At 44.1% G+C, this 14,334-nt stretch carries 15 protein-coding genes; 3 read left to right on the top strand and 12 right to left on the bottom strand.

The window, feature by feature from the left end:
• Positions 1-206 precede the first annotated feature (206 nt).
• The 3 genes from PGN_RS01150 to PGN_RS01140 are packed head-to-tail and all read left to right on the top strand — an operon-like array spanning position 207 to position 2,611.
• Positions 207-1,442 (top strand): nucleotide pyrophosphatase/phosphodiesterase family protein, encoded by a 1,236-nt coding sequence (locus tag PGN_RS01150; protein ID WP_012457357.1) that lies wholly within the window; start codon positions 207-209, stop codon positions 1,440-1,442.
• A complete protein-coding gene (locus PGN_RS01145) occupies positions 1,439-1,987 on the top strand; it encodes a DUF4924 family protein (protein ID WP_012457356.1) in 549 nt (182 codons plus the stop codon). The genes PGN_RS01150 and PGN_RS01145 overlap by 4 nt, the downstream gene beginning before the upstream one ends.
• Positions 1,988-1,990: 3 nt before the next feature.
• Positions 1,991-2,611 (top strand): IMPACT family protein, encoded by a 621-nt coding sequence (locus tag PGN_RS01140; RefSeq protein WP_012457355.1) that lies wholly within the window; start codon positions 1,991-1,993, stop codon positions 2,609-2,611.
• 59 nt (positions 2,612-2,670) lie between these two features.
• Here PGN_RS01140 and PGN_RS01135 read toward each other — a convergent pair whose 3' ends face one another.
• From PGN_RS01135 to PGN_RS01080, 12 genes are all read right to left on the bottom strand, one after another.
• Entirely contained in the window at positions 2,671-3,246 is a 576-nt protein-coding gene (locus PGN_RS01135) for an outer membrane beta-barrel protein (protein ID WP_039417038.1), read from the bottom strand.
• Positions 3,247-3,441: 195 nt separating this feature from the next.
• The gene (locus PGN_RS01130) at positions 3,442-3,708 is read right to left on the bottom strand and encodes an HU family DNA-binding protein (protein WP_004583766.1); all 267 of its coding nucleotides are present in this window, start codon (positions 3,706-3,708) and stop codon (positions 3,442-3,444) included.
• Positions 3,709-4,013: 305 nt separating this feature from the next.
• Complete coding sequence (gene wecB, locus PGN_RS01125) at positions 4,014-5,174, bottom strand: non-hydrolyzing UDP-N-acetylglucosamine 2-epimerase (RefSeq protein WP_012457353.1); 1,161 nt, start codon at positions 5,172-5,174, stop codon at positions 4,014-4,016.
• Positions 5,175-5,179: 5 nt separating this feature from the next.
• Positions 5,180-5,878: a WecB/TagA/CpsF family glycosyltransferase gene (locus PGN_RS01120; RefSeq protein WP_012457352.1), complete on the bottom strand. Its 699-nt coding sequence runs from the start codon at positions 5,876-5,878 to the stop codon at positions 5,180-5,182.
• Positions 5,879-5,919: 41 nt separating this feature from the next.
• Positions 5,920-6,960 carry a glycosyltransferase family 2 protein gene (locus PGN_RS01115; RefSeq protein ID WP_012457351.1) on the bottom strand — a complete coding sequence of 347 codons (1,041 nt, stop codon included), beginning with the start codon at positions 6,958-6,960 and terminating at the stop codon, positions 5,920-5,922.
• A 20-nt stretch (positions 6,961-6,980) separates the two neighbouring features.
• The gene (locus PGN_RS01110; RefSeq protein ID WP_012457350.1) at positions 6,981-8,165 is read right to left on the bottom strand and encodes a glycoside hydrolase family 88 protein; all 1,185 of its coding nucleotides are present in this window, start codon (positions 8,163-8,165) and stop codon (positions 6,981-6,983) included.
• Positions 8,159-8,593 carry a serine O-acetyltransferase gene (locus PGN_RS01105; RefSeq protein ID WP_012457349.1) on the bottom strand — a complete coding sequence of 145 codons (435 nt, stop codon included), beginning with the start codon at positions 8,591-8,593 and terminating at the stop codon, positions 8,159-8,161. Before PGN_RS01105 ends, PGN_RS01110 begins: the two co-directional genes overlap by 7 nt.
• Positions 8,594-8,712: 119 nt before the next feature.
• A complete protein-coding gene (locus PGN_RS01100; protein WP_012457348.1) occupies positions 8,713-9,198 on the bottom strand; it encodes a histidinol phosphate phosphatase in 486 nt (161 codons plus the stop codon).
• 294 nt (positions 9,199-9,492) lie between these two features.
• A complete protein-coding gene (locus PGN_RS01095) occupies positions 9,493-10,827 on the bottom strand; it encodes a phenylacetate--CoA ligase family protein (RefSeq protein WP_012457347.1) in 1,335 nt (444 codons plus the stop codon).
• Positions 10,828-10,839: 12 nt separating this feature from the next.
• Positions 10,840-11,820 (bottom strand): glycosyltransferase family 4 protein, encoded by a 981-nt coding sequence (locus PGN_RS01090; protein ID WP_230847038.1) that lies wholly within the window; start codon positions 11,818-11,820, stop codon positions 10,840-10,842.
• Positions 11,821-11,907: 87 nt separating this feature from the next.
• On the bottom strand, positions 11,908-13,113 hold the full coding sequence (locus tag PGN_RS01085) for a hypothetical protein (protein ID WP_021677083.1): 1,206 nt from the start codon (positions 13,111-13,113) through the stop codon (positions 11,908-11,910).
• Entirely contained in the window at positions 13,083-14,069 is a 987-nt protein-coding gene (locus tag PGN_RS01080) for a glycosyltransferase family 2 protein (RefSeq protein ID WP_012457344.1), read from the bottom strand. The genes PGN_RS01085 and PGN_RS01080 overlap by 31 nt, the downstream gene beginning before the upstream one ends.
• Between the last annotated feature and the right edge of the window lie 265 nt (positions 14,070-14,334).

Genomic DNA, 14,334 nt, shown 5'->3' with positions numbered 1-14,334 from the left:
TTCCCGACCAAAAAGATCTGTCGTGCGGCTTTTGGAGAGGTTGGAAGGGTCGGCTGTGGGTATTCCTGTGATTTTTTACTCCCGATGGTATGGTTTCACTCCCGACGACACGCTGAAAATCATCGGCTCAAAAACCGATCTGCTTACAGTAATGAAAGAGGAATCCCTTACCTTTGACGGCATCAAATCGAAAGATTTTTATAAAAATGAGACAGCATTTATCTCTATTTCCTTTCATCCTGTTTCTGCTTCTTGCCTTCTCTTATGTCGGTTGCAGAACAGTCCGACAAACACCTAAGCAGTCGGAACGGTACGTCGTAGTCCTGTCATTGGACGGCTTCCGGCCGGACTATACCGATCGGGCACGTACACCGGCGTTGGATCGGATGGCACAGGAGGGATTGAGCGGGTCGCTCCAACCATGCTTCCCCTCGCTTACATTTCCCAATCATTACAGCATGGCTACGGGGCTTTACCCCGATCATCACGGTATCGTAGCCAATGAGTTTGTGGATTCGCTACTGGGCGTTTTTCGTATATCCGACCGAAAAGCCGTGGAGACCCCCGGATTTTGGGGCGGCGAGCCGGTTTGGAATACGGCCGCACGCCAAGGCATCCGTACCGGTGTCTACTTTTGGGTAGGATCCGAAACGGCTGTGAACGGAAATCGGCCGTGGCGGTGGAAAAAATTCTCCTCCACCGTTCCGTTTCGTGACCGCGCCGACTCCGTCATCGCGTGGCTCGGACTGCCCGAAAAGGAGCGACCGCGCTTGCTCATGTGGTACATCGAGGAGCCGGATATGATCGGACACAGCCAAACGCCCGAAAGCCCGCTGACACTGGCAATGGTAGAGCGGTTGGACAGTGTGGTCGGCTATTTCCGCAAGCGGTTGGACTCTCTGCCCATAGCCGCACAGACCGACTTCATCATAGTATCCGATCACGGTATGGCCACGTACGAAAATGAGAAATGCGTCAATCTGTCGCATTATCTGCCTGCAGACAGCTTCCTCTACATGGCCACCGGGGCCTTCACCCACTTGTACCCGAAGCCCTCCTATACCGAGCGAGCCTATGAGATCCTGCGGGCCATTCCACATATATCGGTTTACCGCAAGGGGGAGGTACCCAAGCGTTTGCGCTGTGGCACCAATCCTCGTTTGGGCGAACTGGTCGTGATTCCGGACATAGGCTCCACCGTCTTTTTCGCAATAGATGAAGACGTTCGTCCGGGAGCGGCACATGGCTATGACAACCAAGCACCGGAAATGCGGGCTTTACTCCGGGCTGTCGGGCCCGATTTCCGTCCGGGCAGTAGGGTGGAAAACCTGCCGAATATCACCATCTATCCGCTCATATGCAGGCTGTTGGGTATAGAGCCTGCACCCAACGATGCGGACGAAACGTTGCTGAACGGCCTGATCCGAGACAAACGACCATGATCATAGCAAGGGAAAAACGGCGCAACAATATCGCCGAGTACGTCCTCTACATGTGGCAGATAGAGGATCTTATACGTGCCAACGAACTGAATATGCAGCGGCTTCGCGCCACTGTAATTGCCCAATACCGGCAAGATACGAAGACGACCGCCGAGATAGACCGCTGGTATGCCGAGCTGGTCGAGATGATGCTGACCGAGGGAGTTCGCAAGCAGGGGCATATCAATATCGTTCGCATAGCCATCATGCAAATGGAAGAGATACACTCACGACTGATGGCGGACCCCAAAGAGATGATTTATCAAGGACTCTACTATCAGGTGCTCCCTGCCATCGTACAGCTTAGAGCCAAGAGTGCAGGGAGCAATACGGGAGAGATAGAGACTTGCCTGACTGCCATATACGGTCTGCTGACCCTGCGTTTGCAGAAAAAGGAAGTGAGCGAAGAGACGCTCGCCAGTATCAAACAAATGAGTACGCTCCTCTCCGTCCTGTCCGAAAAGTTTGCCGCCCGGGAGGAAGGTACAGATGAGGCTCTCCTTTGAACCATGGCCGAAGATTCCTACCTCACGATCAGTGCTCCATCGGAAGCACAGTACACGGAGAAACGCAGCCGCTTCCTGGCTTTCGCCTATCCTGTAAAGTCGGAAGAGGAGGCCCTGTCGCTTGTGGCCGATCTGCGTCGCCGCTACTTCGATGCACGCCATGTATGCTGGGCATACAAGCTGGGAACCAAAGGCGAACGCACACGATCCAACGACGACGGAGAGCCATCGGGGACTGCCGGCAAACCCATCCTCGGGCAGATCACCTCATTGGGGCTTACGCAGGTATTCGTCGCAGTGGTGCGCTACTTCGGAGGTGTCAAGCTGGGCACGAGCGGTCTTATCGTTGCTTATCGCGAAGCGGCTCGCGAAGCCCTCGAAGCAGCCGACCGGAAGGAAGAGATCCTGTATGAAGAACTGACTATCGCCTTCGAATATCCTTTGCTGGGAGAAGTGATGCGACTGGTGAAAGATGCCGGAGCCTCCATCCGTTCGCAGGATTTTGTCGAGAATTGCAGGCTTACCGTCAGCCTTCGCGGCAACGATGCCGCCATCCTGCGAGATCGCCTCTCAGCCATCTACGGCGTCGCCCTCGTCCAAGACGAAGATTTTCTCAACGGTTGAGAAAAGCGACGTGTACTGAAAAAACTGCAATTGCGAAAAAAACGTCCTCTACAAAGATTCTAAAGAAGACAAATCGACAACTTAATGTTGGCCGTCCAATTGTTTCTCCATCCTACTCGCAGGTGTGCAACAGAGATACCAAGTGACAAATTGTCGCGAAGGAAATAATCGCCGCCCAACTCTGCCAACCAGCCAAAACGCTTTACAGAAACATCATACTCCTGTGGATAGGATACTGAGTTGTATTCCATTCCGTATCCGACACCGCCTTGAGCATAACAGGAATAAAAATCGCCTTGGAGAAATTCATACCCCAATCCCACTGCCGGCAAAATACTATGGCGTCTGAAGCGCGCATCGGGACTGTTACCAAGCTCATCGAAATAGCCGGAAGGGGATAAAGAAGAAGTGAATCCATAATTGACTGTAGCCAAAGAATATATTCGATCGGAGAAATAGTAGCGCAGGACTACTCCGGTATTCCATCCTTTCTTCATATCCTCACTTGTGTTGTTGAAGTACTCGCGTCCGGCATGGGCACCCACCCACCAACTATTCTTTTGCGCCGTAAGCGTCATCCAAGAAGAAAAGATCAGCGAAACGATCGCAACGACACGAAATGTTCTCATCTGCATCTTATTGATTTGCCTTATAAAACATTTATTTCCTAATCAGTCCTCAAATCGGCCCGATCCAAAAGAAAACGAACAGCCCTCCCCCTCTCTCAAGGCAAGGCTGTTCGCTGTTCGATACTATTATATAATACACAACGAAGCTACTGCACGGTAAGATGGTAGTAGCTTCGTTGTATAATTAAGAAATAGCGCGAATTACTTGAGTTCCAAAGTAGAGCCCGGTTTGAAACGAACAACCTTACGGGCAGGGATAGAAATAGATTTTTTCGTCTTAGGATTAATGCCTTTGCGAGCAGCACGCTCGCTCACTGAGAAAGTACCGAATCCGATGAGAGCGATTTTCTCTCCGGCATTCATCTGTTCTGTTACAACTTCTGCAAATGCATTTACTGCTCTCTGGGCATCAGCCTTTGTGAGGTTGGCCTTTTCAGCTACAGCTGCAATAAAATCTGTCTTGTTCATCTTTTCACGATTAGTTAGTTAGACAAAAAAATTTAGTTAGATCATATCACCGCCCCGCAAGTTTATCTTCTCTGACACAAACAGCAACGAGATTCGCTCTCAGAGCTATAGGAAATGAACAAGCCAAAAGTAACGATTTTTTTTTCTGCACAATGATTTCAAGCGGAAATTAGCCTTTTCAGAGAAGTTTTTCTCAGAAAACGCTTGTTATTAGGGGGTAGAATTGCAGTAGTGTCCTAAATTTTTCAGGTTGCATACTACCGGATCGAGAAAAAATTACTTCTATTCTATACTACAATCTTCGGCTAAATACATCGAGTAAGAGCATCCGCTATATATGAGCATGCTTTTCCGTCACCGTACGGATTATTGGCTCTGCTCATTTCGGCATATGCGGCGTTGTCTGTCAGTAGTTTTTCGACATTGTCGACGATTTGATTGTAATCTGTCCCTACAAGTTTCACGGTTCCTGCTTTCACTGCTTCGGGACGCTCCGTAGTATCTCGCATTACCAATACAGGTTTGCCTAACCCTGGAGCTTCTTCCTGAATACCTCCACTATCAGTCAGAACAATGGACGAACGATCCATGAGCGTAACAAACTGCAAGTACTCCAGCGGCTCAATAAAAAAGAGATTATCCAAGCCTCCAAGGTTATCGCCGAAGATCTCGCGAATAGGCTTACGCACATTGGGGTTAAGGTGCATGGGATAAACAAAGTCTACCTCCGAGAAACGCTTGCTAAGAGTTTGAATAGCACGGCAGATATTAAGGAATCCTTCGCCAAAGTTTTCTCTGCGATGCCCTGTGATAAGAACAAGTCTACGCCCAGCCTCTAAACGATTCACATCATATCCAAATTGAAGTAGCTTTCGAGACACTTCATTTCGCAAATCGGCATTACCCTTAACTCGTGTAACGACTTGTTGTAGAGCATCGATTACTGTATTTCCTGTAATAAATATACGATCTGTAGCAATTCCTTCTGCAAGTAAATTGTCCCGACTCAATTCCGTAGGAGCAAAGTGATAGGTAGCCATCCTTCCGGTGAGTTGACGGTTCATCTCTTCCGGCCATGGGCTGTAAATGTTGTGCGTGCGAAGCCCTGCCTCCACATGTCCTACCGGAATCTGTTGATAGAAGGCAGCCAATGCAGCGGCAGTACTTGTAGTCGTATCGCCGTGTACGAGTACTACATCGGGCTTTGTCTTCTTGAGTACTTCACGCATACCCAACAGCACACGTGTAGTTACGTCATAGAGATCCTGCCCCTCCTTCATGATCTCCAAGTCATAATCGGGCTTGATATCAAATAGCTCCAGCACTTGCTTGAGCATCTCTCTATGCTGACCCGTCACACAGACAATGGTATCAAACTCATTAGCTCTCGCTTGAAATTCCTTCACCAGCGGAGCCATTTTGATCGCTTCGGGTCTTGTCCCGAAGACCAACATCACTTTTTTCATGGAATTTATATTCTATTGGTTAATACTCTAAACAGGAATCGTACTAAATGTATCTGACGCTTGATGCGACTGGGCTGCTTGATAAGGCGATAGGCAAACTCCAGATTGTGGCGAATCCACCACTCCGGTGCACGCTCTACGCGCCCCGTATATACATCGAAGCTACCACCTAATCCTTGATAGATAGCCTCAGGATGTACCCTTTGCATACGCTCCATCAGCAGTTCTTGCTTGGGAGAACCCATAGCGACGAAAACCACATCGGGCTTTTTCTCCGCAATATCTGCAATCAGGGTTTCATCATCATTACCCTTAAGGTAGCCATCTCGGTATCCCACTATATTTATCCGGGGGAAATCTGCTCTAAGCTTCTGAATTGTCTCTTCAATAACTTCCGGCTTGCCTCCCACGAGGTAAAAACTTTTCTCTCGGCTGTATTGCTCTATAATCTTAAGCCAAAGCTCGCAACCGGCTATTTTACAGGCATTCTGATGGCCCTTCTTTTTGAGAGCAAGCACAGCACCTGCTCCGTCCGAATAGCCAAGGTTACGATTGTAAATAGCCTTCAGTTCATCCGTTGCATGCAGGATTTTCTCTGCATTGATTGCCACCAAAATGGCAGGATGTCCTGATACATAGCTAATAAGCTCTTCTGCTGAAGTAAAGGGATACACCTCCACTCCCCCTAATAATATCTGCTGCATAAAAATATTTTAGAAATTGTTATTTGTCCGATGTCGTAATATTACTTTTTCCACTTCTTCGAAATATCTCTTACAATGGAATAGAAAGAGTATAAGATAAAAGATCGGCCTATAATACTCCAAAAAATTCTCAATCTTCCAAAGCTAACGTATGGATTGCGACGATGGCCATTATAATATCCGGAAAAAACACCTTTTTTTCTATACTGTAAATACAAGTTCAGTTTTGTCCGAATAGGAAGATTGGAAATCAGAGTAAACCCCAGTAAAAAACGATGAAGCGTCGCTGTTCCCTCCTTGAGTACAAGCATATCGTAGCTATCAGCCTTGGGAGAAACCAGATCAAATGACTTTTTCCAAGAATTTTCGATACGAGAGTAATCTTGTATTTGTTTTAACCTTTTATTTGGGTCTGATTGATTCATAATGCTTCCGGGACGAACGTAATAAATGTAGGGTGGTATATCGGATTTTAGGAAACTACCCTTCTTCAGGGTCTTTAGCAATCTGGGCCATATCTCAAAATCTTCGAAGTTTATCCCCTCGAGGAATAAAAGATTGTTCTCATCCCACAAAGACTTTGAGGAAACATAAGACCAGGCAGTCATATAGGCTAAGTGACCTTGCAACACTTCCATACCGGTGTAAAAGCCGGGATGATACTTGCCAACAGGGGAGCCGAAAGTCGATACTCCATTACTTCTGATATGAGAGAAAAAGATTATTTCAGAGCCATCCGATTTAATTTGGGTCATAATCTTGTCCAAACACTTCTCGGCGATATAATCATCGGAATCTATAAACCAGATATACCTACCCTGAGCTACTCTCAGCCCTGCATTTCTGGCACTGCTGAGACCACCATTGGGCTTATGAATCACCCTTATACACTTATGCTGCCTTACCAGCTCATCGCAGAGCGAGCCACTGCTATCGGTAGATCCGTCATCTACCAATATGATTTCGTAAGCGTCATAGTCCTGAGAGAGAATACTATCCACACATCGGTGCAAATAATCCTCCACATTATAAACGGGAATAATGATCGATAACTCGGGAATGAAATTGGAAGACTTGTCCATAGTAATAATGATAATTAGTTTTAGTCTAATAAATAATAAGACATTGCACAAAACATAAAGGCATTGCTCCACCTCATGTAAGGAATCTTGGAGCTAAGGCCGGGCTTCATTTGATAGTAAAAATAACCTTTCTTATCCTGCATATTGTCGATTGTCCAGGTCATAACCCGATCCAGCAATTTACGATGTTCGTCATAGCGATGAAGTCTGGCCAGTGACACGAAGAGCTGACCGGGGCAATGAATGTCGATCGGATAAGTGCGATCGTGATAATACTTGGGCGTACCGTCCGCCTCGAAGAAATGCTCTAAATAGTACGCCAACCCACGCTCTATATGGTCGGCAAAAGAAGTGTCCCCCGTCAACTCCTGATAGGCGATCAGTGCATCCAAATTGTAGCCGGTATGGAAGCTATCAATCCATGACTGCACGGGTAGCATACCATAGACCCACGAACCATCCTCTGCTTGAGCCGCACAGCAAGCAGAGATCGTTTGACGCGCCAGTGTACGATACTCTTCATCCTTGGTATAATGATAGCAATAGCTCAAGAGACGCGCTCCAAGCAGAGAAGCATTAAAAACCGTATCGTTGCCGTCCAGAGGACTATACGAAAACAGGAAACCATCTCTATAAGCAGTACGATGCAGATCCTTGATCACAAATTGAGCTGCCGAGAGAGCTACATCGAGATAGCGCTGCTCATGCGTAATTTCGTAGGCCTCCATCAGAGCCGTAGCACAGAAATTGGTGGCTACAACCGTCGGCGTATATTTGGGAAAAAGGAATAATCGACGAGCTTGCCAATCGAAATTGTACCCCCTGCAAGCCCCACTATAGTCGCCAGGAGAACGAAGCTCTAAAAGCAAATCGGCCAGCTCCTTGATCCGACAAAGCAGCTTCTCGCCCGAACCGAGCTGTTCGGACAGCTCCGGCCACTGCATTACAAGGCGATAAAGATTGCAATACCCCTGCAAAAACAGTCCGATACCCTTAGCATTATACTCCTTGGGGACTAAGGCGAGACGTCGCAGATTGATTGGGCAACGTTTAAATCCCTGAATAACAATCAGACGGCACAGTGCTGATTGCTTGAGCAGTGGTAAAGCTCGAAAGACCTTGGAGTTCAATCCATCGTACGGATCCCAACCCTTGAAGCCTTCTTGCTCACAATAGGTTTTAAGTTTGAGGAATGATGCTAACATTTACTTTCCTTAATACGCACAATACGACCAGGATTACCAACAACAACAGCATTGTCCGGGACAGGGAAATTAACCACGGTATGTGCTCCGATAACAACATTATTTCCTATGGTAATACCCCCAACAATACTACCACAGCTAATCCTTACATTATTCCCAATAGTGGGGACGCCTGGATATTTAGAATTGCCACCACCAATCGTAACTAACTGCCCAATGCTACAATTCTCCCCAATCACCGAGTCATGATGTACCACAACACTTATTCCCCCATAGCCAAACTTAGATCCCTTGCCTATCTTAGCTTGAGGAGGTATCTTGCTATTATAAATGAGGAAGATGAGCAATGTGATTAACTTTGGCAATATCGGGATATGATGACGATAAAGCCAATGAGACAATCGGTAAAAATAAATTGCATTAAGCATACCTAATATGGAGTTTTGATGATGCCCATCTATTGGGTCATAATTACTAAACAATAACAGCAAGATACTCACCCCAGCAAAACTCGTTATCTCTACTGGGGTGAGCTTCTAAAAACTAATTACAAGCCTCCCCCTGAGTCCTCTTGAGATGGTCCTCCCGTGGTAGGTGTTTCGGGCTTATGAGTATCCTTGGGACCTTTCTTTGGTTTAGGTTCGATGCGTTCGTACTCTACATTCGTCAAGGTAAAGTATTCTTTAGAGGGCTTTAGAGTCACAACGGGTTTTAGGATGTGTTTTGCAGCTAAAAATTTCTCTTCCACCGGCACCTGTTGACTTTTGAAGCTAGGCTTAAGGACTCCGAGATCTCCGAACTCAACCATATCGCCCTGCGAAACAATATCCTTGGCGATTTCTGTGGCATAGTTAAGTACTGCAGCAACTTCATGGTGGGTGAATGTAGTTGCCTTGGCTACGCGTTCGCAGAAATGACGAAAGTTAACTCGATTTCTGCCCGAAGGCAAGGCAACCTGCACCATCTGCCCCTTGAACTTTCCGGCAACAGCTTTTCGCTGATGTAGCGTGTAATTCAATGCTTTCTCTGCCATGTCTTTTTGTCGCACCTCTCGAATAGTATATACTATTGAGCAAAATAGCACATACTATTTCACCGGATAGTATATACTATTCAAGCAAATAGTACGTACTATTTTTCAAACAAGTATATACTCCTCTTGAGATGGTCGGACTCTCACCGACAAGCTCTTCCTTGGAGAGCTTAATTTCAGTTATTAAGTATGGATAAAAATCAACCCGGCACTTGGCCCGACCTTGGGCGGAACAAAACCGAGGATATGTAGCAAATTTGACTAAAAAATCGACGTCTTTCACAAAACAGGGTCTTAAACATGGCTGATCAGCAGCTCAAACTTTCCGTTTTCGCCAAAGATCAGGTTCTGAACATACTGAATTACTACCCGAGCTCCGACTCCCATTGCACCGTTAAAATGTTTCTGCAAATACGACTCATCTTTATCTGTATAAAGAGCGTTGGGTATAATCAAAACGATCAATTCCCCTTTTTCCTTTTGTATATACTGTAGCCCATCTATATGCTCATACACTTCTCCATGTAGGTTTAATGCAGTTGCCGAAGTTTCAGAGCCATCTGCGCGATAAATAACGGAACGAGTCCAATGCCCTATAATCTCACAAACTCCTCGACCTGAAGCCCCATCAAAACAGTGTACCTCCTTGTATGATGTGTAGTCTCCGGTTTTGTAACGAATCAGAGGGAAATAATAATTGTAGAATGTTGTCCCTACAATCTCACCCTTTATTCCCTCAGTCTGGATAAGGACATTATCCTCATTCACTAATTCCCAATAACCATATTGCTCTTCGATATGATAGCTATTGCAATCGGGGCATGTTCCGGCCATAACCAACTTCTCACTATGACCATACATGGCATATATAGGGACCCTGAGTTGAGACTCTATAAAATATCTCTGCTCTGAAGTTACAGCTTCAGAAGCCAGGATACATAACTTCAAAAAAGAAAGGTCTAAATTCTGGTTATAGCAGTACTTCAAAAACTGATAGGCGGCAGATGGATAAGCATGCAAATAACAAACCTTCATGCGTCGTAAGGTATTGTAAACATCCTTGGCGTACGAAGCGGTCATCCTAAATGCATCAAATATCACCTCCTTCAATATAGGGTTGATCGAATAAACTCTATCAGGAGGGAGCTTATGATTTCGAATGACACCTCGAGTATGATAATTCCAGCCATAAGCCATCATTTCTTTGTGCCAAAAGGCTAAGGATTGAACATAGCGATTTTGAGGCTGTACAATCTTTAGAGGTTTGCCACTGGTTCCACCCGTCGTACCAACAATGCATTTAGACCAATCAATACCATCCACACAAAAGTCATCCCAATGCTGCATGACCTCATTTTTGTCGATAAAGGCTATTTTCTGCTGAAACTCCTCTATCGATTTTATACTAAGATTACCATATCTCTTACGATAATAAGGGACATGTTCTATTGCATAGTTGGTCATATCTATCACATATTTCTCTGGATCGATTGCCCTAAGTTCTTTGAAAAACTTTCTGTATGAAGAGCCGTATACCCAGGGGCCGAAGACATTGGCTCTAAGTAGGATTAGATTAAACCAATTAGGCAACTCAGGCAATTTAGTTTTAATATAATCAGCTATTCCCATTACCTTTTTCTTTTAGATCTCATAATATATTCTGTTCAAACACCTTGCCACATTTTCGACAGAATACCCTTGGGCTATTTCCTTTGCAGCTCTTTGCTTCTCTAAAAGGAAGTTTTGAGAAATTCCGGGAACGAGACTGACAAGTAGATCTGCAAGCATCTGCCTATCTCCCGGCGTTATCAAAAAACCATTGTCTTCGTTCACGACCTCCGGAATAGCCCCGACTGTCGTCGAAACGATAGCAAGCCCATAAGCCATCGCCTCGAGGATAGCCATTGGCAGACCTTCGGCATACGAGGGCAGAATAAATACATCTGAGTTAAGCAGAAGCTCCTTTTTCTTATCCCCGGATACCCAGCCATGAAAAGCAACAAGTTGCTCCAAACCCATCTTCTTGACAGTATTCTCAAAAGTAGCGACATCACCATTGCCTCCGACATTAAGCAGGGCTCTGCCCTCAAACTCTTCCTTATGATCAGCCAGAACTTGAAGCAAATCATAGATTCCTTTCTGTTGATCCAATATGCCAAGGAAAAGAAGCCTAAGAAGAGGAGAATGCTCCCTACGGCCTAAGTCCTCATTGCTCGGTAGTATCACAGGATTAGGAACTACACGAATAAGTGGCTTCTTAGTAATACTTTCGAAGAAATTCTTCCACGACCCTGACAAAACAATCAGACAATCTGCTATCTCCAGAATCTTCCTAATAAGCCTAGGATTAGTCTTATAGAAGTCCTTAAATCCTCCTCCATGGATATGGAGAATTACCTTGCGACCTAGAAGTTTGGAGAGTGACACAAAAATCGCAGAGCGATAGAAGCTATTGTAGGAGGCTGTATGTATATGTACAATCTTAATCTCTCTTTTGCTCAATAATTGTTTGATCAGCCGGCATATCGAGACCAAGAGTATCCGGAGGTTTCTGAATCCCCCTCCACCGGAGTTTGCGATGAAGCGAAAGTCCTTGAATATATACTTATCATATATATCCAATACCTGAGCAACCCCTCCTCGCACAGGCTTATAATTACAGCCGATAGAAAGAATATTTACAAAAACGCCTTGTTTCATTTTGCGAGACTATAGAAACCAATTATTAAACCATAAGGACAGAGAAAGCAAGCTCTCTCTCTGAGAAACCAAAGTGGTTAAAAACCCAAACAGAACGCATACCCCCAAGAATAGTAGAGCAAAAGGAGGAATAGATATAGGAGTTTTTCTCTGAGCAGCAAACCTTGAAACAAAGCACCACAAACAAGTATACAATAGTACACATGCGACCTTCGTCAGCCTGTCATTAAGAACAATACTGGCAAATGAAAAATTAGCTATTGCATATACAAGCCAACTTATTCTCCACAAATTATTCTCAACCAGAGATATATCTCGAGTTTTTCGATACAATAGACGAGCTGTTACTATACCGACGAAGAACAAGATTTCATTTCTCCAAGCATAAACAAGATTCTGAACCTCCCTATATTCTTGTGTATACTCCCTCGTTGATTCTGCTATGGACTGATCTGTGTAAGAAATATTAAGCACTCCGTATTTACTTACGTAAGGAACTATCAAAGAGGGGATATCCCAATCAAGGAAACGAACTACCAACCCAACAGCAGCCAGCAGATATATTACATATAGACGCTTCCTCAGTATATACTCTAAGAGTAATGCTAGTACGATAGCTAAATGAGCAAAATGAAAGAGCAGACAAGAGAGTGAAAAAATCAAGTATTTAGGATTATTATCTCTCAAGTATCGGGTATAGAATCCTATAAATACAAAAAAACCTGTCCAATACCGTAAACCCAGAAACCAATAATACTCCACGATGCCAAACAATGCTGCCAGTAGAATATATTGTAGAGTAGTCATCGGCTTAATATAGTCCTTTCGGAAAGCACGCATAAAGAACATAAAAGCCGAAGCATAAAGAGAGCATGCGATAGCAGAGAAAAAAGCAGGTTCAATGGAAATTTTTCCTACTATGAATTTAAATAGAATGGGGTACAGCTCCTTACCAAGGTATAATGTTTCGGGATCTTTATACAACTTAAAAAAAGAAAATTTAGCCACTCTAACAAAATTCTCGTAATGAACCAATAGATCCAGCTGCAGCGGATAGAACCAGCCAAAATAAAAGGCAAAGAGAATAAAACAGAACATAGCCACCTTATGCGATTTTCGAAAAAGGAGCAATGAAAACGGGAGAAGTAAGACAGGGAAAAAAATGGAAAAGATTCCCAATACAACTATCCCTGTATTTTGCGACAAGTTAGCCATTTATATATTTTGATAATGGAATAGAGAAACTTTAGAGGAAGAAAAGTACTCAATATCAGAGTAAGTCGATACAGTGCAGAGATTTGACTTGTAGCCCAAATGTCTGGAATATAAGTAAAAGATAGGCTTGAAATCTCTTGAGAGACATGAGAGACATAATCTTGCTCATAAATAAGGAGGTAGGCAATTGTAGGGTATTTAAATCGCCTTTGAGCTGTAAGCAATGCTGAATTACTTTTATTTGATAAAAAATGAGCAAACAGATTATTTCCATAAATATATGACTTCATAGAAGTCTCAAGTGACCCCTGAGAGGATGCCGAACCTCCTAAATGCGAACAAAAATAGTAATATAAAGCCTTAGGGGCATAAGAAATAGTCGAAGAACATAAGGCTACATGAAGATTAAATAACTTATCCTCTCGCAAATTGATCCCATCCGGGAAATCGATCTTATTTTCTCGTATTACAGAAGCCTTGATTAATTTATTCCAGCAACTCCCATGAAGCTTTGTACAGAGATCCAAAACAAAATCATCTGCAGAGGTACTCGTTGGCTTCTGAACCTTATAGACCTTTTTATCCGGATAAACCTCGATATAGTCACAAATCGTTATATCCGCATTTGTCCTAACAGCTTCTTCATACAATACTTCCAGGTAGCTAGGAGCGACCCAATCATCTGCATCTACATGAATTATATAAGCCCCGGAGGCTAATTCCAAACCTTTTTGTCTGGCAGCACTAACCCCTCCATTCTCCTTATGATATACGTGTACACGAGTATCTTTATAGGCATAAGCATCACAAATATTCGAACTCCGGTCTCGACTACCGTCATCAATCAAGATGACCTCAAAATCTTTGAATGTTTGGGCAAGAAGGGTATCAAGACAATGTTTCAAGAACTTCTCTGCATTGTATACCGGTATAATAACAGATATCCTAGGCACCATAATTAATTTTCTTCTGTATCCAAGATTTCACATATTTCTTTTCCGAAACTCCCAGTTTGAGCAAATAAAACACAGTCGTAAATGAGGGAGCATCGTTACACATAGTCTCAACAAACCCTATTCTAAACATAGAACATCAAAGGTAAAGCCCATAATCTTCTTATCCTAGCATAACGAAGACTCTTATATAGATTAGATTGAGAGTCATTACCGCCAGCATTCTTATATATTAAGTATAAGAAATTCTTGGCTATTGTTTTATTTG

The sequence above is a fragment of the Porphyromonas gingivalis ATCC 33277 genome (genome assembly GCF_000010505.1).
GTDB classification, from domain to species: Bacteria; Bacteroidota; Bacteroidia; order Bacteroidales; family Porphyromonadaceae; genus Porphyromonas; species Porphyromonas gingivalis.
Note: the sequence above shows the minus strand (reverse complement) of the source record. Positions and strands in the feature narration are given on the sequence as shown.

What these genes read in the sequence shown, in the direction of transcription:
- PGN_RS01150 (WP_012457357.1), top strand. Translation starts at nt 207, where the DNA reads ATGAGACAGCATTTATCTCTATTTCCTTTCATCCTGTTTCTGCTTCTT.
- PGN_RS01145 (WP_012457356.1), top strand. Translation starts at nt 1,439, where the DNA reads ATGATCATAGCAAGGGAAAAACGGCGCAACAATATCGCCGAGTACGTC.
- PGN_RS01140 (WP_012457355.1), top strand. Translation starts at nt 1,991, where the DNA reads ATGGCCGAAGATTCCTACCTCACGATCAGTGCTCCATCGGAAGCACAG.
- PGN_RS01135 (WP_039417038.1), bottom strand. Translation starts at nt 3,246, where the DNA reads ATGCAGATGAGAACATTTCGTGTCGTTGCGATCGTTTCGCTGATCTTT.
- PGN_RS01130 (WP_004583766.1), bottom strand. Translation starts at nt 3,708, where the DNA reads ATGAACAAGACAGATTTTATTGCAGCTGTAGCTGAAAAGGCCAACCTC.
- wecB (WP_012457353.1), bottom strand. Translation starts at nt 5,174, where the DNA reads ATGAAAAAAGTGATGTTGGTCTTCGGGACAAGACCCGAAGCGATCAAA.
- PGN_RS01120 (WP_012457352.1), bottom strand. Translation starts at nt 5,878, where the DNA reads ATGCAGCAGATATTATTAGGGGGAGTGGAGGTGTATCCCTTTACTTCA.
- PGN_RS01115 (WP_012457351.1), bottom strand. Translation starts at nt 6,960, where the DNA reads ATGGACAAGTCTTCCAATTTCATTCCCGAGTTATCGATCATTATTCCC.
- PGN_RS01110 (WP_012457350.1), bottom strand. Translation starts at nt 8,165, where the DNA reads ATGTTAGCATCATTCCTCAAACTTAAAACCTATTGTGAGCAAGAAGGC.
- PGN_RS01105 (WP_012457349.1), bottom strand. Translation starts at nt 8,593, where the DNA reads ATGCTTAATGCAATTTATTTTTACCGATTGTCTCATTGGCTTTATCGT.
- PGN_RS01100 (WP_012457348.1), bottom strand. Translation starts at nt 9,198, where the DNA reads ATGGCAGAGAAAGCATTGAATTACACGCTACATCAGCGAAAAGCTGTT.
- PGN_RS01095 (WP_012457347.1), bottom strand. Translation starts at nt 10,827, where the DNA reads ATGGGAATAGCTGATTATATTAAAACTAAATTGCCTGAGTTGCCTAAT.
- PGN_RS01085 (WP_021677083.1), bottom strand. Translation starts at nt 13,113, where the DNA reads ATGGCTAACTTGTCGCAAAATACAGGGATAGTTGTATTGGGAATCTTT.
- PGN_RS01080 (WP_012457344.1), bottom strand. Translation starts at nt 14,069, where the DNA reads ATGGTGCCTAGGATATCTGTTATTATACCGGTATACAATGCAGAGAAG.